This window comes from Marinobacter sp., assembly GCF_034669625.1.
Lineage (GTDB): Bacteria > Pseudomonadota > Gammaproteobacteria > Pseudomonadales > Oleiphilaceae > Marinobacter.
Window position 1 is genome coordinate 70,056 of record NZ_JAXMOY010000004.1, and the last position, 21,056, is coordinate 91,111.

Sequence of the window (21,056 nt, forward strand, 5' to 3'; positions counted from 1 at the left end):
CAACTGGGACACCGGTATCGAGAAGTATTGACCATATTTCGTACAACTCAAGCTTTGAGCCATTTCCTTTGAAAACATTTCTTCATATGCCAACGTTCTTTATATTGCGGCCTTTCGTAACAAGGGCTCCAGCGGTATCGCTACAAGCACTGCAATCAAAAGGTGGCTGTAATATAATGGGCAACTAATCCTATTGCTCGTATTCAAGAGGTACTCATGTCTGAGCACGATGATCAAACACCCGAGACAGATCCGCAGCTTCCAGGAAAGATTAAGGACTCTGCTCGTCAGATCTGGTTGGCTGGACTTGGTGCCTATACCAAAGCCGAAGAAGACGCTGGCAAATTCTTTGAACGCCTAGTTCAGGAAGGTGAGCAGCTTGAGTCCAAAACTCGCGGAGTTGTCGGCAAGCAAATTCGTACCGTGGAAGACCGGGTCGACGAAGTCCGTGAGCGAGCAACCGGCACTTGGGATAAGCTTGAGCACATGTTCGATCAGCGCGTTTCCGGAGCTTTGCGTCGATTAGGCATTCATCGCAAGGAAGACATCCAGGCGCTGGAAAGTCGTATCGAATACCTGGAAGCTGAACTAGCCAAGCTTCGTGGAAATGGATCAAACCGCAGAGATGAAGAAGAGTAAGTGACCGTTAGATATAGGTTTCACTGATCAGCTTTACTTCCTCTTTATTGTCCTCGGTGAGATGGGGCAGTATCAGATGCAAAATCTGATACACCCCTTTACCGGGATCGACGAACTCCCGATCATCCAGATGCGAGAGTGTGTCGAAACTGCTCCAGTAGCAAACCGTCAGTGTTAGCTGTTGGCAGATGGCATCGAGTTCTTTCGCTTCAATGTTCATCAATCCCTGCCGCTGAAAGCTTGTGCACAGCGATTGAAAAGCCAGATTTTTCTTCTTCAATATCCGTCGAAAACGCACCTGTAGCTGATCGTATCGAGACAGCACGTTCACCAAATCCTGATACAGGAAGCGGTAGCGGGCAACCGTCTCGAACAGTAGGTGCAGAAAGAAGCTGAATTGGTCCAGTGGTACCTCTGCATCTTCCGGTACCGCGAGCAAATCCAGCATTTCAGCCTCAAAGCTCTCAAACAGCTCCTCAACAATGTCGCCTTTACTTTTGAAGTGGTAGTAAAGGTTGCCTGGACTGATTTCCAGCTCGTCAGAGATCAACAAGGTGGTGACGTTCGGTTCACCAAGACTGTTGAACAGCTGCAAGCTGATGTTGAGTATCCTGTCCCTGGTTTTTATTTTTTTCATGACGGATCTGTCGGCCTATCAGAGTTCGAAACTGGCCCAAATCGGGCAGTGGTCAGAGGGGCGTTCCATACCTCGGATCTCATAGCTGACGCCGGCGTCCTTAGCTTTCGGCAACAAGTTATCGCTGGCCATTACCAAGTCAATACGAAGGCCACGTTTGGGCTCGCGCTCAAAGCCTTTGCTGCGGTAGTCAAACCAGCTAAAGGTATCGGATTCGTCAGGGTTTAAGTGACGGAATACATCGGTAAAACCGCGAGCTTCTACCTGACTTAGCCATTCACGCTCTTCCGGCAGGAAGCTGCATTTGCCCGAGCGAAGCCAGCGCTTGGCGTTATCCGGGCCGATCCCGATGTCTTTGTCGGTCGGTGAGATGTTCATGTCGCCCATCAAGACAAGGTGTCCGGGCCGTTGGTTCAGTTCGTCCAACAGGTCCATGAGGTTCGCGTAGAACTTTTGTTTGGCAGGGAACTTGGTGGGATGGTCCCGGCTTTCCCCTTGGGGGAAGTAACCATTGATCACGGTGAGCGGCTCACCGTTCACCGTGAAATGACCGGTTATCAGGCGGCGCTGCGCCTCGTCGTCATCGGTTGCGTAGCCTTTCACCACCTCATCGGGCGCTTGCTTGGAAAGAAGCGCCACGCCGTAATGGGTTTTCTGACCATGAAAATGCACGTGGTAGCCGAGTTCCCGAATGGCTTCCTCCGGGAATTCCTCATCTCTGACCTTGGTTTCCTGAAGCCCGATAAAATCAGGGTTCAGCTGTTCAATAACAGCCTCCAGCTGGTGCAGGCGAGTGCGGATACTGTTGACGTTGAACGACACGAACATCATGGTTTTGGAGTCTCCGAATCAGTTTGATCCAGAGTTTACCATACCGAAGGCGTGTAGCAGGGTGGCCGTATGGCCGCGGGTAAAACCTTAGAAAGTCAGGTCACAGTCCGGGTATTGGATGATGCGATAGCGAATGTCGGCGGTGTAGTTGGTGTCGCCATTCGCGCGGATATTGGTCAACCCCTGATAATGGGTTAATGCACCGCTTTGGTTGTAGCCCAGGATGATGGGATCAACCAGAAACCGCAGCACCAGACTGGTTGGGCGAATCTGCACCACCACATCGGCATCCATCTTTGCTGCCGGAGCCGGTTCAAGTACGAACCCGTAATGATCCCCGCGAGTTGGCGCCAGAAACTGGAAAGAAAGAGACTCGCCGGCTTTGACTGCCGGCCAGTTGGCCCTGACAAAATGGTCAAAGCCCGCATCGACCACCAAACGATTGTCATACCTCACCCGGAAGCTCCTACGGCTATCTGAAGGCGGTTGCCAGTCAATGGTCAAGTAGTTTGAATCGGGGTAACGGATCTCTAACCGTTCACCGAAATCCGGTTGGCGGAAATCGACACTGGGTCGGCGCGGGTCTTCATCGTATTGCAGTGTTTTGAATGCAAACCGGCCATTGTCGGGACCTTTCTGGTACTCCACGGTGTGTGCAGCGGGTTCGAATCCAGCGTTTGTGCAGGCCCCGGTAACCCGGTGCAGTTCTTCGTAGAGTACATTTTGTTGGTTGACGGCTTTGGCGGTCCCGATAAAGGCAAATGTGGAGGCCGCGTGTGCCGTCGGCGCGGCTGACAAGAAAACCGCAAAGCAAGCCGCCCTTCGAATCATGATGACAGCTCCGAAACCAAATGTTTGCGAATGGTCAGTAGTAACGGGAACAGAACCAACCAGCCCACTGCGATGGCCGCCAGAGACACGAAGTGATTGGGGAGTGTGACCGCGCCCAGCTTGCTGGCAGACCAGTAGGCAAATGACCCGGCAATAGGCGCAAGAACGAACGGAAGCCATTGCCGCTTCGCAACCCAGCCGAGCGAATGGCACAAAGTTGTCATGAAGAGGGCCCAGATGGCAACGAGCCAAATGGGCGCAAATAAAGTGGTTTCAGCGCCTTCGATGCCGAGTACACCCATTCGGAACCACAGCGTGTCCAGCAGGCCGCCGAGCAGAATGCCAACTGCGATGAACTGGAGTTCAGCGCCACGCTGAGTGCTCACCAGCAAAACGTGAAGGGCGAGGAAAAGCACAGCCAGACCTGCGGCCGCGAGGCCGGGGAAGAGCACGCAAACCAGCCAACCGGCTTGAAACAGCAAAAAGTTAAGCGCATTGCGGCCCGTCTTGAAGGAAATCATGAACGGACAATGCTGGCGCGCTTGTTAGCAGGTTTGGCCATCAGTATATGGGCAACACCAATGGCCCGTTCACTGAAACCGGCTTCGCAATAGGCAAAATAGAACTGCCATAAGCGTTGAAATTGCGTGTCATAGCCTTGTTCAGCCAGCACCTCACGCTTCGCCATAAAGCGCTGACACCAGTCATGTAACGTGCGAGCGTAATGAAAGCCGAAATCGTCTACCTGCGTGAGCACCATGTCAGAGCCCCGGCTCATGGACGCCAGGATGGCACCAAAGGAGGGAATGAAGCTGCCTGGGAAGATATATCGCTGAATAAAATCCACGTTCTTCAAGGCGCGCTCGTAGCGTTGCTCGGGCATATTGATAGCTTGCACCAACGCGAGTCCGTCTGGCTTGAGCAACATGTTGATCCGGCTCAGGTAGCTGTCGAGAAACTGCGGGCCGACCGCCTCTATCATTTCAATGGAGACCAGCTTGTCGTACTGGCCAGTCAGATCCCGATAGTCGTCAAACAACAGAGTGATTTTGTCTTCAAGGCCTTCGGCTTTCACTTGTGCCCGGGCTAGTTCCAGCTGTTCCTTGGAGATGGTTGTGGTAGTTACGTGGCAGCCATAATGCTTCGCGGCATGAATAGCGAAGCCGCCCCAACCGGTGCCGATTTCCACCACTTGCTCGTCGGGCTGCAAGTCGAGTTTTTGGCAAATCACATCTAACTTATGGATGGCTGCTTCTTCGAGGCTTGATTCTTCGCTTGGGTAAATAGCGGAGGAGTACATCATGGTTGGGTCAAGAAACTGACTGAACAGTTCATTGCCCAGATCATAGTGAGCGCTGATGTTTTTACGAGAGCCTTCGGGGGTGTTGCGGTTCAGCCAGTGCAACCCTTTGAGTGCCGGTTTGCTGATCCAGCTGAATTTATCCTCGAACGCATTCATGGTATCCAGATTTCGAGTGAAAAACCGAAGCAGGGCGATGAGGTCGGGTGAACTCCAGTCACCGGCTACATACGACTCGGCCGCGCCGACGCTGCCGCCAGTCAGCAGATCTCGCCAGGTGCTGTGGTTGTGAATCAACAACTCTGCGGAGGGATAACGCGAGTCACCATCGCCAAACACCCGATCTTCGAAGCCGGCTTCCCGAATGCGAAGTATTCCTTTACCAAATTGCGCCAACTGATGGCAAACCAGCTGCTTTGCGATGCGACTTACCGCGGGCAATCGTTCGCTAACGTTGCCTGATTTATCGGCGGAGGTGTTCACGTTCGCCATGAGCTTACCCTTCCTTTCGGTTTTGTATCCAGTTGTTCCATTGTCTGCGGCTCGGTGATATCAAGACCCAAATCCTCTGAACCTCTCCGGTAGCCCGACTCATTTTCGTCAAGCTTGTCCGGATGGGTGTAGAAGGGCGTACCCTTAAGCTTCAGTTTCAGGGCGTTCCAATAAATCCCCGCAACGCCTTTTAAGGTTTCTATCGGGAACCGACGCAGGCTTCGATGAAGGCTTATACGATTGAGGGGCGTGCGTTGGACTACCAATGTGGCATCAAAATGTTTCCGCCGTTCCTGTTCCACATTCATGTGGATGCGCAGCTCTGATCCGCGAAAGCTGAATAACCATTGATAATGTTGGTCCATGCCGTTGAAAGGCGATACATGGAAGCGCTTGCTGAAGGCGAAGTGCTCGCTTTGCCACTGGCCAGAAATGTGAGTGCCGGGCTGTTGGCATTCCATGCAGTAGAGGTGACGCTCTTTCCAGGGCGTATTGGTGATTTGTGCAAGAATGACTTTGGGTACATCGCCTTGTCCCGGGCTCAATCCGGGCTCGTAACACAGATAAAAACTGACCGGGTTGAAGATATGGCCGAAATAGCGAGGATGGGTGATCAGCTGTATCGGACCATCCGGGAGCCAGCCGGTCGCTGCCTGAACCCGTTGGTCTACCGCTCGGCGCAAATTTGGCTCGTCGGGGTCAAGATAATCCTCCCGATGCAGCCCCAACCAGTTAAACCGCTCCAGTGAAAAGAACGGGCTGATGCTGGTCACCGAGTCCCAATCGTCAACATCCAGTGCCAGCATCCCGATGTCGTAACAAAACTGATGCTGTGTCGGTAACTTACGCCGATGTCTTATAGTGCCTTCTAGCCATTCGCTGGCCATGTTTAGAGCTCCACTCCAAAGGCTTTCGCTACTCGTAACCCACTGCGTACCCCGTCTTCATGGAAGCCATTGAACCAGTAGGCGCCGCAGAAGTGTGTGCGGTCATGGTTGCCAATTTCGTGGTAGCGCTCTTGGGCGGCCACCGCATCGAGAGTGAACACCGGGTGGTCGTATTCAAAGCGTTTAATGACTTTGTCCGGGGCTATGTCCTGGCTTCGGTTCAGGGTTACACAGAAGGTTTCCGGGGCGTCGTCAAAGTTCTGAAGAATGTTCATGTTGTAGGTGACCGATACCGGCTGAGTGCTGTGTTCCGGCAACATGTAATTCCATGCCGCCCACGCCAAAGGATTCGAGGGCAACACGCTGGCATCGGTGTGAAGCACAACATCGTTTTTCTGGTAGCCAATAGCGCCCAGAATGGCCCGTTCCTTATCGGACGGGTCGCTCAGCATGGCCAGGGCTTGATTGCTGTGGCAGGCAAGGATGATCTGGTCAAACCTATGGCTTTGGCCATTTGCTACGAAGGTTACACCGTTCTCATCGCGCTGGATGTCAGAGACACGGCTGTTGAGATGGGTTTTATCACCCAAGCGTTCCATCATGCGCGTCACGTAGGTAGCCGAGCCGCCTGAGATGACCCGCCAGGTAGGTCGGTCATCGACCGACAACATGCCATGATTGTTGAAGAACTGGAGGAAAAAACGAATAGGAAACTGCTCCAGAACCAGCTCAGGGGCGGACCAGATCGCGGCGCCCATGGGTACGATGTAGTGCTTTCGGAAATAGTGGCTGTAGCGGTTTCGATTCAGGTATTCGCCCAGAGTTTCACCTTCCGGGATCTGGCCATCGTCGAGATCGGCCCGGGATTCTTTGTTGAACCGAAGAATCTCGCGGACCATTTTCAGGAATTTGATGTTAAACAGGTTCGTGCGCTGGGCAAACAGGGTGTTGAGACTGGTGCCGTTGTATTGCAACCCGCTGGCGTGACTGTCCACACTGAAACTCATGGTGCTGACCTCTGAGGCCACCCCAAGGCGGTCCATCAACTTTATGAAGTTGGGGTAGGTCCAGTCGTTAAAGACAATAAATCCGGTATTCACCAGCCAGGTTTTCCCATCGAGATTGACCTGTTCGGTATTGGTATGACCGCCGGCGTAATCCGCTGCTTCAAACAATTCGACGTCGTGTTTTTCGCTGAGCAGCCACGCTGCGGTCAAGCCGGATATTCCGGCACCGATTACTGCAATCCGTTGGCGTTCCTGATTCATCAAAGCAATTCCTGTAGCAGATCCATTCAAGCGTGGTTGTCGGTGTTTCGGGCCATAGCTGCCGCCAGACGGTCAATCAGTCCCTGTGGCAAACAGCCGAGGGCTTTCAGCGACCAGGTAAAACGTCTAGGAAAGGCGATTTCCCGTTTACCTTTGGCGAGACCCTGGTGAATGCGGGTGGCGGCTTCTTCTGCGCTCACCAGAAATGGCATGGGGAAATCGTTGCGGTCGGTTAAGGGGGTTTTCACAAAACCCGGCGACACGACAACCACCTCGATACCTTCTGTGGCCAGATCGGCTCGCAGTGACTGGGCGAAATAGGTGAGGGCAGCTTTTGATGCGCCATAGCCTTCGGCACGGCTGAACGGAAACCACCAAGCGGAGGAGCTGACAATGACCACGCTGGCCGGTTTACCTTTAGCGCGTGTAGCACGCAGGGCGGGCAGGGCAACATCCAGGCAGCGGGCGGTACCCAGCACATTGGTGGTGAGGTTGGCCTCAATGATCGAGCTGTCGTAAGCCGTTACGTCCAGGTATTCGCAAGTGCCTGCGTTGAGAATGACCATGTCGAGGTCGCCAAAGTGATTCAGCGTGTCGCCAAGAGTGGCCAGTTCCACTCGACTGGTCGTGTTGGCCACCGCGGTGTGGATTTGCTCTGGCCATGCCTCTGCCAGTTGATTCAGCGGTTGCTGGCGACGACCACTGATCACGAGGTTGTGACCATGATTGGCTAATTCACTAACCAGCGCCGCGCCGATGCCGGATGACGCTCCCGTCAGCCAGATGTTTGATTTGGAAAGAACGCGCTTACTCATCCAGCATGCCTCTTCACCCAGCGGATAGCGCCACCGACCAACGGGAGGTGCTCGTACAGCAATTCGCCCACATCGAAGTAGTCCCGATGCGTACGTACTTTACCGTTCCGGATTTCCAAATGGCTGATACCCTCGACGTAAATGGGCTTTCCGCGTTGGATGCGCTTGTGGCTCAGCTCCATCACCCAAGGGATACAGCACCGCGAATGCTGCAAAACGGGTTCGCCGAAACGGAATTGGCACCGGATGACGTTTTGATAAGCCCCAGCCATGTATTCGGTTAGCGCATCCAGTCCGATAACCTGTCCGAACGGGTCTTGAAACTCGACTTTCTCCGAATACACCGCCGCCAATTCATTGAGATGGCCTTTGTCCAACTTGTTGTATAAGCGGCAGAACGCATTGACCGTAATCTGCATGGCTTTTTCTTTGGAGCCAACTTCCACAACATTGTCTGAAGGAGTCATTGTTTTGGCTTCCTTGATCGGTTTTGGTCTGTGGCCAGGGTTTCGTTCACGATGTGTGGCGGGATCGGTGCCAGATCCCAAATGATGCCCAGCTTGGAAAGAAACCATAAGCCGTACCAGGTAATATCAATCTCATACCAGCGGAAACCCTGACGAGCAGATTGCGGCCAGCGGTGATGGTTGTTGTGCCAGCCTTCACCCAGGGTCAGTAACGCCAGCCAGAAATTGTTGCGGCTGTCGTCGTTGGTTTCGAAGCGGCGCTTTCCCCACACATGAGACAGTGAGTTGATGGATACCGTGGCGTGGAACAAGGCTACGGTTGAAATGAAGAATCCCCACGCCAGCATTTGCAGGCCATTGGTACCGAGGCCGGGAGCCCATTTGGCCAAGGCTTCACCCATTAGATAGATCAGCACCGCGAAGGCCGCAGGAACCAGCGAATCAAATCGATTGATGAATCGAAGCTCCGAAAATTTCAGCCAGTCCCGAACTCTGCGTTCATCCATGACGAAGCCGGCGTCGCAGGTAAACCACCCCACGTGGGACCACCAGAACCCACCCTGATGAGGCGAATGCAAGTCTTCAGGTCGATCTGAATGCTGGTGATGGTGGCGATGGTGGGCCGCCCACCACAACGGACCACGTTGCGCGGAGCTGGCGCCCAATATGGCGAACACAAATTGAGCAACTCGGCCGGTTTTGAATGATTTGTGAGCAAAATAGCGGTGGTAGAACGCGGTGATCGAGAACATGCGCACCACGAAGAAAAGTACGGCAAAGCCGACAGCAAAGGCACTGGTTCCGGTGTAAAGTACCAAAAGGCAGGCTGCGTGCAGCGCTAAAAAAGGAAGAACCCTGACGATATTGAACCTTCGACACTGGGTGTCGAGGTGATCCAATCCCGCTTCAGAGTCGAACCATCTTAGAATGTTTGTAAACAAGTCATTAGCTCGGGTCATAAATAGCCATGGAAAGTGAAACCTCAGATAACTCAAGCATACGCAACATTGCCGTCATCGGATCAGGGCTGGCGGGATTAACCGCAGCGATTATGCTTGGCCAATCGGGCCATCGAGTGAGGGTCTTCGAAAAAAGCCGGGGGCCGGGCGGTCGCATGGCTTCGAAAAGAGTGGCAGACGGCGCTGTCGATGTCGGCGCGCAGTACTTTACGAGCCGAAGCCCGGCGTTTTTGGAGTTCCTTGAGCAATATGCCGGAAACAATTGTTTTGGCTCTTGGGCCGCGACCTTCGGATTTCAGCAGTCAGACAAAAGCTGGCAGCCGTTCCCGGATGAGCCGCGCTACGTTGGCATTCCAAGAATGACCGCCATTACCCGAAGGCTTTCCGAGCACGTCGAGCTCACGGCGCAGGTACGGATTGCGCGGCTGAATCGTATAGGCGCTCGTTGGCAGTTGGTTTGCACCGAGGGTAAGGAACATGGAGAGTTTGATCAGGTGGTGGTAACCGCACCTCCTGCGCAGACTCAAGAGCTATTGGCGGCGAGTGGTTTGACGTCCCTGATGAATGAAACGCAAGCACCGGGCGGCGACATACTGCCTTGCTGGGCCGTGGCGGCTTATTTCACGGAAGCCCCCCCGGCAGCATTTGATGCCATGCGACCGGATTCCGACGTGCTTTATTGGGTGGCAAACAATTCCTCAAAGCCGGGGCGAAACGATTCCGGGCAATGGTGGGTCTTGCACGCAACCGCCGAATGGACGGAGGCCAATGTCGATGCCAGCCCGGAACGAGTCAGCTACGATCTGCTGGCGGCATTTCGACAACTCACAGGGTTTAATGGCGCAGCCAGCGAGAGTGTGACTCATCGGTGGTTGTATGCACGGTCAGAATCCAGGGTGAAACCCGTTTATCTGTGGAATCAGAGTGAGGGCGTTGGCATTGCCGGTGATTGGCTGGTTGGTGGTCGGGTGGAAGGGGCCTGGACTAGCGCCAGCCGGCTGGCTCAGGCCATGAGGGCTGGCTAATTGTCGGGAACTGGCTTTATTCAGACAGCTCAGGGGGGTTGGCCGCAACCTCGGGCTGACGATAGAAGTGGATAATCGTGCCATCCTCGAATTTCGAGAAGAACGCGCTCACGTCAGTAATCTTGCGAAGTGAGCGCTTCCGGGTAATGGGATCTCTGGCCAGCACTTGAATGCCGTTAAAATTATCCTGAATATTTGAGAATCGGGCTTTCATGGTGCAAGTCACCACGTCGTCTGCTGATAAGCCGAGTTCGCCCGCTAGCCACTGACTGTGTTTCAGGATTTCCGGCTTGCTCAGGTTTTCCCGGGTATCCAGATGTTTGAGCTTTACCCGGTTCACGATCAGGAACGAGTAACTCTTGGGCTGTTTGCGGGCAACTTTACGGAAAGCCTCCCAGAAAAAGCTGTCGGTTAACTCCGCGAAAAAGCTCATATCGCTCAGGCAGGTATCAACCCATTCGAAACTTTCAGTATCTTCCAGCACTTCGTTAATGGCTTCCCGCAACAGCCAGTCGAAACCAAGCGCGGTTTTGTGGCCGTATACTTTGCGGTACATCTGATAACGGCTGTAAACGAAATCTTCCAGTGCCCCCAGACCCTTCTGGGTGATGGCAAGACCCATCCAGGGTTCTGATACATCCCAGCCAAACCGCAGGTTGCTAAGCAAGTGGTCCAGATTGAAGCCGCCGATGGTGACAGAACTGTGGAAGCCATCCCTTAGCATGTAATCGGCCCGGTCGGCGTCGATTTCACCTGACACGATAGACGACAACAGGCCCATCACCATCCCCGGAACTTCTTGCCCGCCGGTGGATTCCGACAAAGACTGATCGCCCGCAATAAAGGCGATAAAGGTATGAGCGTGGCGGCAGAAGGTTTCACTAGGCGTTACTTGAGTGGTTTCCATAATGCCGATGATATCTTCAGCGTGCAGACCGGCCGCTTCGAGATCAATCGACGACAGCACCTCGTGCGCCACCCGAACCGAGTAGTGCTCGTGTTCCAGCTCTTCGGGTTCCTCAGTGTGATATTGGGTGTAGTCTTGCCCTCGCCACAGCTCCCGAAAACGTTCAGGGCGTGACATGAGTTCCCGAATTCGGCGAGCCTGAGTGAACTGGTGAGAAAAACTGGAGTGCCCGCTGTCGTGCAACAAGCAGCCTAAGCGAATAATCTTGGCCAGGTAATCAATCGCGTCCAGTTGATTAAGGCTGAGCTCCGTCTGTTCACTGAGCTTCCGTTCCCGGAGATAGGCATCGATCATCGCCCGAAACATTCGCGTACCCACATGCATGACGCCGATGCTGTGTAGAAAGCGGGAGTGGGTTGCGCCGGGGAAAACGAGGCTGAGAATGTCGTTCTGGCAAATATTGCGCAGGCGCTGAAAGAGGGGGTGGTCAATAACCTGAATTTCGTGCCGGTAAAGTGGAATCCCGCCATGGACAGGGTCCATGATCAGTTTGTCGTAGGCTCCCAGAAGGTCGTTGACGGCACGTCGCATAGTTACAAATCCCCCAAAAAGATCAGTATGGCCTTGTTATATCACAAGGTCATGCCAGAATAGACTTTATAACGCCTATTTTTCTTTTACCGCTGGTAGTTTAGGGCAACTAACATGACCTCGCGCACCGAGCGCATTTTAATTATTGACGCCAATGAGCAGGCCCGTTCAGACCTGTCACGATACCTGGAAGCCAGAGGCTTCTATGTCAGCCTTTGTTCGGATATTGGCGCAGCCCGCAGTTTGTTCGCTGATACCATTCCCGACGCCATATTTGCCGATCTTGCTCCGGAGGTCATAGAAGATCTCTCCCGCCGCTTGGACGCAGCTGATAGCTATACGCCGATTGTTGCCTACACCAGTAGCTCATCCAGCACAGCGGTCGTCCAGCTGCTTCGTGCAGGTGCAGAAGATGTCGTTCTTAAACCGTGCAATGCCGACAAGGTTGCGCTGGACGACGTCATTGAAAAACTGTTCGATCGAATTCGGGTGAATCGCCTGAACAAGCTTTATCGTGAAGAGCTGGAAGAGGCAAATGTAGATCTTCGTAGTGGTATTGCTGAACTGCGGGCGGATCAAAATGCAGGCCGCAAAGTTCAGTTGAAAATGCTGCCAGATCATAACCAGGAAATTTGCGGCCTTCATGCCGATTACCTGATCAAGCCGTCTTTATACCTGAGCGGTGATTTTCTGGATTACATCCGGTTATCGAGTGACAAGGTGCTGGTGTACATCGCTGATGTCTCCGGCCACGGCGCCAGCTCGGCGTTCGTCACTGTATTGCTTAAAAATCTGACCAACCGATTGAAGCGAAATCTCCGGCGGCAATCCAGTGAAGACATTTTGCATCCGGTGCGTATTCTTGAACGTATTAACTCAGAACTGATGGATACGAGCTTAGGTAAACACGTCACTGTGTTTGTCGGGATCATCACGCTGTCAGAACGAACGTTAAGTTACGCAGTGGGGGCGCATTTTCCCATGCCAATATTGTCGTTTGAAGATGGAGAGACCCGGTTTCTCGAAGGAAGCGGCCTACCGGTCGGTTTATTTGATGACCCCGAGTGGGAGTTGTATGAGGTGAAACTGGACCGACCATTCCGCCTTTTGCTTTTCTCAGACGGCATTTTGGAGGTCATTCCGGACAAATCTCTGGACGAAAAGGAACGTACACTACTTGAACTCGTATCAGGAGGTAGTCACACTATCGCATCGCTGAGCGAAGCCTTGGGGTTAGAAGCAATCTCGGAGCTGCCTGACGATATAGCGATAGTATCGGTAACTGACCAGTTAGCTGGTTCAGATCAAACGTCGTCGACTTAGTGGCACTGTGAAAAAAATGGCTGGTTATAAAATCCTGCAAGCAGACAAGCAGGGAATCTACGTCCTGAAGTTTATTGGAGAAATCCGGCTGAACCTATGTTCGACGCTGGACCATCTGGTCGAAACCATAACCCGGGACCCAGAATTTAAAACCGTCGTTATCGATCTCACCGAAACAGAGATAGTCGATAGCACCACACTCGGTTTACTGGCCAAGATCGCCTTGGCAGCTCACAAACAGAGCCATTTTCTTCCGACTCTGATCTCCACGAACCCCGATGTCACTCGTATCATCTCCTCCATGGGCTTCGACAAAATCTTTATTATTGTCCGCGAGCCGGCTTCCCGAATCGAAGATCTAGAAGAAATTCCTGTCTTGAAGGCCAGCGAGCAGCAAGTTCGTGAGAAAGTGCTTGATGCCCATAAAGTCTTGATGGGAATGAACAGTAAAAACCGGGAAGAATTCAAGAATCTCGTTCGTGCCCTTGAGTGTGAAGAGCCCGGCTGATCGTTTGAGCTCCATGCCGGGTCTTGCCTAACACCAACCTACGGAAAAACTATGCCTGAAAACGTAATGCCTGAAACTGATATGGCTAAAACGCAGAATGTGGCCGTACTGGGCGGCGGTAGTTTCGGAACCGCCATGGCCAAGGTGCTTGGCGAAAACGGTCATACCGTGCATTTTTGGATGCGTGATGAGGGCCAGGTCGAAGAAATTCGCGCAACTCGCACCAATTCCCGCTACATGCCCGGCATCGTTCTTGAAGGCGAGATTCAGCCAACAACAGATCTCCAGAAAGCCGTGGGCAGTGCCGATGTGGTCTTTGTCGCGATTCCTTCGAAGGCGTTCCGTTCGGTCATTCGTGACAACGGCAGTGCCTTTAAAGATGAGCAAATCGTTGTCAGCCTGACCAAAGGTATCGAAGAGCAAGGCTTCAAGCTGATGAGTGAAATTTTGCTTGAAGAAATTCCGCGCTGTCGCTCAGGTGTACTGAGTGGTCCGAACCTCGCGGGCGAGATCGTGAATCGCGAGCTGACGGCTACGGTCATTGCCGCGAAAGATCCCGCTGTACGCCGCACCGTTCAGGAACTGCTCGGTTGTGAGTACTTCCGTGTGTACGCCAACGTCGACGTTTACGGGGTTGAACTGGCGGGGGCTCTGAAAAATATCTACGCCATTGTGGCCGGTTTGGCCTCGGCGCAAAATCTTGGCGAGAATGCCAAAGCCATGCTGATCACCCGTGGACTGGCGGAAATGAGCCGGTTTGCGGTCAGCCTTGGCGCCAACCCGATGACCTTCATGGGGCTGGCCGGCGTGGGCGACCTGATTGCAACTTGTACGTCCAGCAAGAGCCGAAACTTCAGGGTCGGCTATGCCGTGGGCACCGGCAAAAAGCTTGATGAAGCAGCTGAAGAATTGGGTCAGGTGGCTGAGGGCATCTATACTCTGAAGTTAGTAAGAGATAAATCTGAAGCCATCGGTATTCATATGCCTTTGGTGCGCGGGCTGTACGAGATTCTCTATAACGATGCTCCGATTGAGGCCGTTATCAGCAATCTGATGAATGCGGTTCAGAACTCAGATGTTGAATTCATCCTACCGCGTACAGTGGCTCAGTAATTCGGCGAACTCAACGAGGAGAGTGTTATGCAGCTGATCATCATGCGCCACGGTGAGGCAGGAAGGCACTCCCTCGATCATGAGCGAGAGCTAACAGAGGTCGGGCGCAAGCAGGCCGTCATTGTCGCCGAGCAGATCGCGAATTCCGATTCCAAGCCAAGCCTCATTTGGTACAGTCCATACATTCGCGCGCGCCAAACGGCGGCCATTGTTGCCGATATATTGGGGTGTCCGATGCAGGAGAAGTCATTCATTACTCCGGATGATGATCCGGGGCGGTGTCTGGACGCTCTGCTCGAAAACAAAGAATCGCCGCTGATGCTGGTATCGCACATGCCCTTAGTCGGCAGCCTTACGACCCTGTTATCGGACGGTCATCGCAATGGCATGCCATTCCTGACCGCGCAAGCGGTGATGCTCGATATGCCAGTAGCCGGGCCGGACTGTGCCATCTTGAAAACGCAGTTTGTGCCCTGATTGTTTGTCCTACCGTCTTCATTTTCCAATACGACTGAGCCGTTATGTACAGTTTCCCGATTGAATACATTGAACCGGTTTTTCGCCCGCCGAGTGAGGCAAAATCACTTATTTTGCCCGTCACGAATGGCTGCTCATGGAACCAATGCACGTTCTGCGAGATGTACACTCAGGAGCAGAAAAAGTTCCGAGCCCGTAAGCCTGCGGATGTTCGGGCTGACATAGAAAAAGCGGCTAAAGCGTTTAGCAGCGTTCCTCGTGTCTTTCTGGCCGACGGCGATGCTATGGTGCTGCCAACTCGGCGGTTACTCGAAATCCTCCACGAGTTGAAAGAGGCGTTTCCGGGGCTTCAACGGGTATCCAGTTACTGTTTGCCGAGAAATCTTGCCAAAAAATCGGTCGAAGACCTAAAGGCGCTTCGTGAAGCCGGATTGGGCATTTTGTACGTCGGTATGGAGTCAGGCGATGACGAAGTGCTGCGCCGGATCAATAAAGGCGAAACCTGGGAGTCCACCCGTTCAGCTTTGGAGAAGATTAAAAAGGCCGGTTTGACCAGTTCTGTGATGGTTCTGAATGGGCTTGGCGGCCAAACCCTGTCACGTCAGCACGCGATCAACACCGCGACCCTGTGCAACGAAACCCAGCCGGATTTTCTGTCGACATTGGTGGTCAGTTTCCCGCAAGGTGAAGAACGTTTCCGCGAAGGTTTTGGCGGCGATTTTGAGCCGCTTGACCAACAGGGGCTATTTGAAGAAATCCGTGTATTCCTTGAGCATCTGGAGCTGGAGAACACGACCTTCCGCAGTGACCATGCATCGAATTACCTGGTTCTTAAAGGCACGCTGGGTAAAGATAAGCCGCGCTTGCTGGATCAGGTGAACCTGGCCATTACTAATCCGGGCGCCGTGCCTCTAAGGCACGAGTCCATGCGGGGCCTGTGATATCTGTCGTTCCAAAGTAAAAGGAGGTCACGCGTGAGCAGTAAACCAGAAGACATAGCCAAGGTTGTCACCGAACACTCGAAAAAGCGCGGTCTGCCACCTCTGGATCAATGGCACCCGGAATTATCCGGCGACATGGATTTGGTGATCACTCGTGATGGGCAGTGGATCTTTAAAGGCAACCCGATTGAGCGCGAAGCTATTGTTAAGCTCTTTTCGACCATTTTGCGCCGCGAGGATGATGGCCACTACTATCTTGTGACTCCGGTCGAAAAATGGCGCATTCAGGTTGAAGATTCGCCATTACTGGCGCACACGCTCACAGCAACCGGAGAAGGTAACAGTCAGATCCTTCAGCTGACGACGAACATGGGCGAAACGCTCGAGATCGGCAACGACCACGTCCTGACAATCGAAAACTATCCGGATACTGACGAGCCAAGGCCGACCGTCTCCGTACGTCATGGCGTTGAAGCGCGGCTTCAAACCAGCGCGTTTTACGATTTGGTGGCGCTTGCTGAAGAGCGTGAAAACGACGGAAATGCAGTGGTGGGTGTTATGAGTCACGGAAATTTCTGGAAAATCGGGTAGGGCGGTTGAAAAGCCCCGTGCCGTCTCCATAAAGGAGGTAGAAAACGCAGTCTGTCACTTGTTAAACTGTGGTTTCTTTCTTGTTATCGAGCCAGGCTCTCTAACGAGGCCGGTGGTCGTTAGTCCCTCTGTGCAGTGCAGCTGTTCACGTTCCTTTCGATTACCTCCATTTTAAATACATAGTCACTGCGACTCGCAAGGAGATCACATGGCCCAACCACGTGTTGTCACCATCCATTACACGCTCACCAACGACCAGGGAGAGCAGCTTGACTCCTCCCGTGTAGAAGGCCGTGAGCCTCTGTCTTACCTGGAAGGTGCACAGAACATCATCGGTGGACTGGAAAGCGCACTGAACGAAAAGAACGCTGGCGACCAGGTTAAAGTTTCCGTAGAACCTGCTGAAGGCTACGGCGAAGTTAACGAAGAGCTGATCCAGCCTGTTCCTCGCTCCGCTTTCGAAGGTGTAGACACCATCGAGCCGGGCATGCAGTTCCAAGCACAAACTCCGGGCGGCCCTCAGGTTGTTCGTGTTGTTGAAGTGAGCGAAGAAACGGTCACTATCGATGCAAACCACCCGCTGGCGGGTGAGACTCTGCACTTCGACGTGGAAGTTGTAGAAGCTCGCGAAGCAACTGACGAAGAGCAAGAGCACGGTCACGTGCACTGATCTCTTCCGAAAGGTAGATTGAAAGCGGCTCCCTCGGGAGCCGTTTTTTTGTGCCATCAAAACACAAAAAGCCGGGAAAATCCCGGCTTTTTTGGTCATATCAGAACATTTTCTTACATGTTCGGATAGTTTGGTCCACCGCTTCCTTCCGGTGTTACCCAGGTAATGTTCTGTGAAGGATCCTTGATGTCACAGGTCTTACAGTGAACACAGTTCTGGGCGTTGATCTGGAACTTCTTACCGCTTCCGTCTTCGGCTTCAACCACTTCGTACACGCCAGCCGGGCAGTAACGCTGCGCGGGCTCGTCGTACTTTGGCAGGTTAACCTGCAGCGGAATGTCCGGGTCGGTCAGCTTCAGGTGAATCGGCTGATCTTCCTCGTGGTTGGTGTTCGAGATGAACACAGAGCTCAGGCGGTCGAAGGTCAACTTGTTGTCCGGTTTCGGGTAATCGATCTTCTTGCAGTCGGCTGCTGGCTTCATCGTTGCGTAATCGGGAGTGGTATCACGGAACGTGAACGGCAGGCTTCCGCGCAGAATGTTCTGCTCGAAGAAGGCAATTGCTCCGCCAACAAAGTTGCCGAACTTGTGCATGGCCGGGCCAAAGTTACGCTCTGCGTAAAGCTCTTTGTACAACCAGCTGTCTTCAAAACGCTTCGCAAAGCTGGTGATCTCTTCGCCGTTCTTGCCTTCTTTCAGGGCTTCAAACACCGCTTCAGCACCCAACAGACCAGACTTCATGGCTGTGTGGGAACCTTTGATCTTGGAGCTGTTCAGCGTACCGGCATCACAGCCCAGCAGCAGACCACCCGGGAAGCTCATCTTAGGCAGGGCGTTGTAGCCGCCTTTGGTGATGGCTCGGGCACCGTAAGCAACACGCTTACCGCCTTCCAGGTACTTCTTCACTTCAGGGTGGTGCTTGAGGCGCTGGAATTCTTCAAACGGGCTCAGGTGCGGGTTACTGTAGGACAGGTCAGTAATCAGACCCACATACACCTGACCACCTTCAAGGTGATACAGGAAGGAACCGCCGGTAGAGCCGGATTCGTTCAGTGGCCAGCCAGTGGTGTGAACAACCAGGCCTGGCTCGTGTTTAGCCGGATCGATGTCCCACAGCTCTTTGATGCCGATGCCGTAGTGCTGGGGGTCTTTGCCTTCGTCCAGCTTGAAATCGTTAATCAGGCGCTTGCCCAGATGGCCACGACAACCTTCGGTGAACAGGGTGTACTTGGCACGCAGTTCCATGCCCGGCATGTAGCCGTCTTTCTCGGAACCGTCACGGGCTACGCCCATATCGCCAGTAATGATGCCTTTAACCTGACCATCTTCAACGATGGTTTCTGACGCGGCAAAGCCTGGATAAACTTCTACGCCCAGCTGCTCGGCTTGTTCGGCCAACCAGCGGCACAGGTTGCCAAGGCTGATGATGTAGTTGCCGTGGTTGTGCATGTTCTTGGGCACAAACGCGTTAGGAATCTTGGTGGCTTTTTCCTGATCTTTAAGCAGGAAAATGTCGTCCCGGGTAACCGGAGTGTTCAGAGGCGCGCCTCTTTCTTTCCAGTCAGGGAAGAGTTCGTTCAAAGCGGTAGGTTCGAAAACGGTACCGGCGAGGATATGTGCACCAACCTCGGAACCTTTCTCAACTACACAAACAGTCAGTTCTTCACCGGCTTCTTGGGCCAGTTGCATGACTCGGCAGGCTGCCGACAGTCCCGCAGGGCCGCCGCCTACGATCAGAACATCAAACTCCATTGATTCGCGTTCCACGTTGGTCTCCTCATACAGCTTTAATGAATGTTATTTTCCGAAGGATAACGCATTTGACAAATCAAACAAACGTTTGTTTGAAATTTGCACTCACCTTTGGCATTGTACGTATACACCGAAATAACGTGTGTTTTGAGTCGATTTTTAGTATCGTCTCATTGCCTGGCCGGGTCAACCCGGTCGATTGGCTGTGAACGCAGGCCTGGAGCGTCGGATGGGGCAATTACCCCTTCTGTTTTAACCTGCAGTATTGTCATGCTTTCCGTGGCAGGCGCTCTGTTTAGCACTGTGCATCATTAAACCCATTGTAGAAGAACGAGGAATCTATGAAGGTTCTGGTCGCTGTAAAACGAGTTATCGACTACAACGTAAAGGTGCGCGTCAAGCCGGACAACACCGGTGTTGACCTCGCCAACGTCAAAATGGCAATGAACCCGTTCTGCGAAATCGCAGTTGAAGAAGCGGTTCGTTTGAAAGAAAAAGGCGTTGCCACTGAAATCGTTGTTGTATCCATTGGCCCGAAGGCCTCCCAGGAGCAAATCCGTACTGCTCTGGCACTGGGCGCTGACCGTGGTATTCACATCGAGACTGACGAAGAAGCCCAGTCCCTCGAAGCGGCCAAGCTGCTTAAAGCTGTCGTTGAGAAAGAAGAGCCCAAGCTGGTTATTCTGGGCAAACAGTCCATCGATTCCGACAACAACCAGACTGGCCAGATGCTGGCCGCTCTGACCGGTATGGGTCAGGGTACTTTCGCTTCAGAAGTAGTTGTTGACGGTGAAAAAGTTAACGTAACCCGTGAAGTAGACGGCGGTCTGATGACTGTTGCTCTGAACTTGCCTGCGGTTGTTACCACTGACTTGCGTTTGAACGAGCCGCGCTACGCTTCTTTGCCGAACATCATGAAGGCTAAGAAGAAGCCCCTCGAGACAGTAAGTGCAGCTGACCTGGGTGTTGAAATCGCACCTCGTCTGTCCACCCTGAAAGTAGAAGCACCTGCTTCACGTCAGGCTGGTATCAAGGTGGCTGACGTTGCTGAGCTGGTTGATAAACTGAAGAACGAAGCGAAGGTGATCTAAATGAGCATCCTGGTAATTGCTGAACACGACAACAGCAGCCTGAAGCAGGCTACTCTGAACGTTGTAGCGGCAGCCAAGGCCATCGGTGGTGACATCGACGTGCTGGTTGCTGGTGAGAACGTAGGCGCCATCGCTGAAGCCGCTGCTAAAGCAGAAGGCGTAAACAAGGTTTTGGTTGCTGACAACGCTGCCTACGGCCATTTCCTGGCTGAAAACCTGGGTGAGCTGGTTGCAGAAGTTGGTAAGGGCTACAGCCACATTCTGACCTCTGCCGGCACCACCGGTAAAGACTTCATGCCTCGCGTTGCTGCGTTGCTGGACGTTGCTCAGATTTCTGACATCATCCGTGTTGAATCAGAAGACACGTTTGTACGTCCGATCTACGCGGGTAACGCCATCGCTACTGTAAAAGCTAGTGACAGCATCAAAGTTATCACCGTTCGTCCGACTGGTTTCGATCCAGTAGCTGCTGAAGGCGGTTCTGCTTCTGTAGAACAGCTTGACGTTGTTAAAGACGCTGGCCTGTCCTCTTTCGTAGGTGAAGAGAAGGCTAAGTCTGACCGTCCTGACCTGGCTTCTGCCGGCATCGTTATCTCCGGTGGTCGTGGCATGCAGAACGGCGACAACTTCAAGATGCTTGAGCAAGTTGCTGACGTGATGGGCGCCGCTGTAGGTGCTTCCCGTGCCGCAGTTGACGCAGGCTTCGTGCCGAACGACATGCAGGTAGGCCAGACTGGTAAGATCGTTGCACCGCAGCTGTACGTAGCGGTTGGTATCTCCGGTGCTATCCAGCACTTGGCAGGTATGTCTGACTCCAAAGTGATCGTTGCGATCAACAAGGACGAAGAAGCTCCGATCTTCCAGGTTGCCGATTACGGCCTGGTAGCGGATCTGTTTGAAGCTGTTCCTCAGCTTGAAGAAGAGTTGAAGAAAGTTCTTTAA

The 21,056-nt window shown here is 53.1% G+C and carries 23 protein-coding genes; 11 read left to right on the top strand and 12 right to left on the bottom strand.

Annotated elements, in window-relative coordinates:
* The first annotated feature begins 216 nt into the window (after positions 1–216).
* Positions 217–639 (top strand): phasin family protein, encoded by a 423-nt coding sequence (locus VOI14_RS04925; RefSeq protein WP_323750922.1) that lies wholly within the window; start codon positions 217–219, stop codon positions 637–639.
* Positions 640–646: 7 nt separating this feature from the next.
* On the opposite strand, the gene VOI14_RS04930 is transcribed toward VOI14_RS04925, so the two are convergent.
* The 10 genes from VOI14_RS04930 to VOI14_RS04975 form a co-directional block, all read right to left on the bottom strand.
* Positions 647–1,276: a TetR/AcrR family transcriptional regulator gene (locus VOI14_RS04930; protein ID WP_323750923.1), complete on the bottom strand. Its 630-nt coding sequence runs from the start codon at positions 1,274–1,276 to the stop codon at positions 647–649.
* 18 nt (positions 1,277–1,294) lie between these two features.
* The gene (xthA, locus tag VOI14_RS04935; RefSeq protein ID WP_323750924.1) at positions 1,295–2,107 is read right to left on the bottom strand and encodes an exodeoxyribonuclease III; all 813 of its coding nucleotides are present in this window, start codon (positions 2,105–2,107) and stop codon (positions 1,295–1,297) included.
* Positions 2,108–2,194: 87 nt separating this feature from the next.
* The gene (locus VOI14_RS04940) at positions 2,195–2,938 is read right to left on the bottom strand and encodes a hypothetical protein (RefSeq protein WP_323750925.1); all 744 of its coding nucleotides are present in this window, start codon (positions 2,936–2,938) and stop codon (positions 2,195–2,197) included.
* Positions 2,935–3,459, bottom strand: a complete 525-nt coding sequence (locus tag VOI14_RS04945; RefSeq protein WP_323750926.1) for a DUF2878 domain-containing protein — start codon at positions 3,457–3,459, stop codon at positions 2,935–2,937. Before VOI14_RS04945 ends, VOI14_RS04940 begins: the two co-directional genes overlap by 4 nt.
* The gene (locus VOI14_RS04950) at positions 3,456–4,730 is read right to left on the bottom strand and encodes a cyclopropane-fatty-acyl-phospholipid synthase family protein (protein ID WP_323750927.1); all 1,275 of its coding nucleotides are present in this window, start codon (positions 4,728–4,730) and stop codon (positions 3,456–3,458) included. The genes VOI14_RS04945 and VOI14_RS04950 overlap by 4 nt, the downstream gene beginning before the upstream one ends.
* Positions 4,718–5,617 (bottom strand): DUF1365 domain-containing protein, encoded by a 900-nt coding sequence (locus VOI14_RS04955; RefSeq protein ID WP_323750928.1) that lies wholly within the window; start codon positions 5,615–5,617, stop codon positions 4,718–4,720. The genes VOI14_RS04950 and VOI14_RS04955 overlap by 13 nt, the downstream gene beginning before the upstream one ends.
* 2 nt (positions 5,618–5,619) lie before the next feature.
* Positions 5,620–6,885 (bottom strand): NAD(P)/FAD-dependent oxidoreductase, encoded by a 1,266-nt coding sequence (locus VOI14_RS04960; RefSeq protein WP_323750929.1) that lies wholly within the window; start codon positions 6,883–6,885, stop codon positions 5,620–5,622.
* A gap of 26 nt (positions 6,886–6,911) precedes the next feature.
* On the bottom strand, positions 6,912–7,700 hold the full coding sequence (locus tag VOI14_RS04965) for an SDR family NAD(P)-dependent oxidoreductase (RefSeq protein ID WP_323750930.1): 789 nt from the start codon (positions 7,698–7,700) through the stop codon (positions 6,912–6,914).
* Positions 7,697–8,167 (bottom strand): nuclear transport factor 2 family protein, encoded by a 471-nt coding sequence (locus VOI14_RS04970; RefSeq protein WP_323750931.1) that lies wholly within the window; start codon positions 8,165–8,167, stop codon positions 7,697–7,699. The genes VOI14_RS04965 and VOI14_RS04970 overlap by 4 nt, the downstream gene beginning before the upstream one ends.
* Complete coding sequence (locus tag VOI14_RS04975) at positions 8,164–9,126, bottom strand: acyl-CoA desaturase (protein WP_323750932.1); 963 nt, start codon at positions 9,124–9,126, stop codon at positions 8,164–8,166. Before VOI14_RS04975 ends, VOI14_RS04970 begins: the two co-directional genes overlap by 4 nt.
* Positions 9,127–9,134: 8 nt before the next feature.
* On the opposite strand from VOI14_RS04975, the gene VOI14_RS04980 reads away from it, so the two are divergent.
* The gene (locus VOI14_RS04980) at positions 9,135–10,151 is read left to right on the top strand and encodes an NAD(P)/FAD-dependent oxidoreductase (protein WP_323750933.1); all 1,017 of its coding nucleotides are present in this window, start codon (positions 9,135–9,137) and stop codon (positions 10,149–10,151) included.
* A gap of 16 nt (positions 10,152–10,167) precedes the next feature.
* On the opposite strand, the gene VOI14_RS04985 is transcribed toward VOI14_RS04980, so the two are convergent.
* Positions 10,168–11,649, bottom strand: a complete 1,482-nt coding sequence (locus VOI14_RS04985) for a phosphohydrolase (RefSeq protein ID WP_323750934.1) — start codon at positions 11,647–11,649, stop codon at positions 10,168–10,170.
* A 114-nt stretch (positions 11,650–11,763) separates the two neighbouring features.
* Here VOI14_RS04985 and VOI14_RS04990 point away from each other — a divergent pair, with 114 nt between their 5' ends.
* From VOI14_RS04990 to VOI14_RS05020, 7 genes are all read left to right on the top strand, one after another.
* A complete protein-coding gene (locus VOI14_RS04990) occupies positions 11,764–12,972 on the top strand; it encodes a PP2C family protein-serine/threonine phosphatase (protein ID WP_323750935.1) in 1,209 nt (402 codons plus the stop codon).
* Between the two features lie 16 nt (positions 12,973–12,988).
* Positions 12,989–13,480, top strand: coding sequence for an STAS domain-containing protein (locus tag VOI14_RS04995; RefSeq protein ID WP_323750936.1), 492 nt, complete (start codon positions 12,989–12,991; stop codon positions 13,478–13,480).
* Positions 13,481–13,561: 81 nt separating this feature from the next.
* A complete protein-coding gene (locus tag VOI14_RS05000; protein WP_323751093.1) occupies positions 13,562–14,593 on the top strand; it encodes an NAD(P)H-dependent glycerol-3-phosphate dehydrogenase in 1,032 nt (343 codons plus the stop codon).
* Positions 14,594–14,620: 27 nt separating this feature from the next.
* Positions 14,621–15,070: a phosphohistidine phosphatase SixA gene (sixA, locus tag VOI14_RS05005; RefSeq protein ID WP_323750937.1), complete on the top strand. Its 450-nt coding sequence runs from the start codon at positions 14,621–14,623 to the stop codon at positions 15,068–15,070.
* A 44-nt stretch (positions 15,071–15,114) separates the two neighbouring features.
* Positions 15,115–16,011: a radical SAM protein gene (locus tag VOI14_RS05010; RefSeq protein WP_323750938.1), complete on the top strand. Its 897-nt coding sequence runs from the start codon at positions 15,115–15,117 to the stop codon at positions 16,009–16,011.
* 33 nt (positions 16,012–16,044) lie between these two features.
* Positions 16,045–16,602 (top strand): DUF1285 domain-containing protein, encoded by a 558-nt coding sequence (locus VOI14_RS05015; RefSeq protein ID WP_323750939.1) that lies wholly within the window; start codon positions 16,045–16,047, stop codon positions 16,600–16,602.
* 208 nt (positions 16,603–16,810) lie between these two features.
* The gene (locus VOI14_RS05020) at positions 16,811–17,272 is read left to right on the top strand and encodes an FKBP-type peptidyl-prolyl cis-trans isomerase (protein ID WP_305895342.1); all 462 of its coding nucleotides are present in this window, start codon (positions 16,811–16,813) and stop codon (positions 17,270–17,272) included.
* Positions 17,273–17,385: 113 nt separating this feature from the next.
* Here VOI14_RS05020 and VOI14_RS05025 read toward each other — a convergent pair whose 3' ends face one another.
* Positions 17,386–19,038, bottom strand: coding sequence for an electron transfer flavoprotein-ubiquinone oxidoreductase (locus VOI14_RS05025; RefSeq protein WP_305895341.1), 1,653 nt, complete (start codon positions 19,036–19,038; stop codon positions 17,386–17,388).
* A gap of 326 nt (positions 19,039–19,364) precedes the next feature.
* Here VOI14_RS05025 and VOI14_RS05030 point away from each other — a divergent pair, with 326 nt between their 5' ends.
* On the top strand, positions 19,365–20,114 hold the full coding sequence (locus VOI14_RS05030; protein ID WP_323750940.1) for an electron transfer flavoprotein subunit beta/FixA family protein: 750 nt from the start codon (positions 19,365–19,367) through the stop codon (positions 20,112–20,114).
* Positions 20,115–21,056: an electron transfer flavoprotein subunit alpha/FixB family protein gene (locus VOI14_RS05035; RefSeq protein ID WP_323750941.1), complete on the top strand. Its 942-nt coding sequence runs from the start codon at positions 20,115–20,117 to the stop codon at positions 21,054–21,056. It abuts the gene before it with no gap.